At 70.7% G+C, this 502-nt stretch carries 1 protein-coding gene; it reads right to left on the bottom strand.

Annotated elements, in window-relative coordinates:
• Positions 1–502: efflux RND transporter permease subunit (locus ACK4TH_RS13410; protein ID WP_409627151.1), on the bottom strand; the 502-nt coding region annotated here is incomplete at both ends.

Genomic DNA, 502 nt, shown 5'->3' with positions numbered 1-502 from the left:
AACACCACGATCAGCACGATCGCCGCCGCCTCCAGCACCGTCTTGACCACCTCGTGGATCGAGGCCGAGACGAAGCGCGTCGTGTCGTAGGGGATGAGGTAATCCACGTCCTGCGGGAAGCGCTCGCGCTTGAGCTCGGCCATGCGCGCCTTGACGGCGTCACCCACGTCGAGCGCATTGGCGCCGGACTGCAGGAACACCCCGATCGCGATGGCCGGCATGCCGTTGACCGTGCTGGACTGGTCGTAGCTCTGCGCCCCCAGCTCGATGCGCGCCACGTCCTTCAGGCGCAGCACGCCGTTGGGGCCGGCCGCGCGCACGACGATCTCGCCAAACTCCTCGGGCTGCACCAGCCGGCCGCGCGCCGTCACGGTGTAGACCAGCTCCTGCCCCTTGGGCGCGGGTTCGGCGCCGATCTTGCCCGCGGCGTACTGCGCGTTTTGGGCGTTCACCGCGGCGGCGAGGTCGGCCGCCGTCACGCCGAGCTGCGCCAGGCGGTCGG

Source organism: Tepidimonas sp. (assembly GCF_046292505.1).
Classification (GTDB): domain Bacteria; phylum Pseudomonadota; class Gammaproteobacteria; order Burkholderiales; family Burkholderiaceae_C; genus Tepidimonas.
This window is presented reverse-complemented; position numbering and strand designations above follow the sequence as displayed.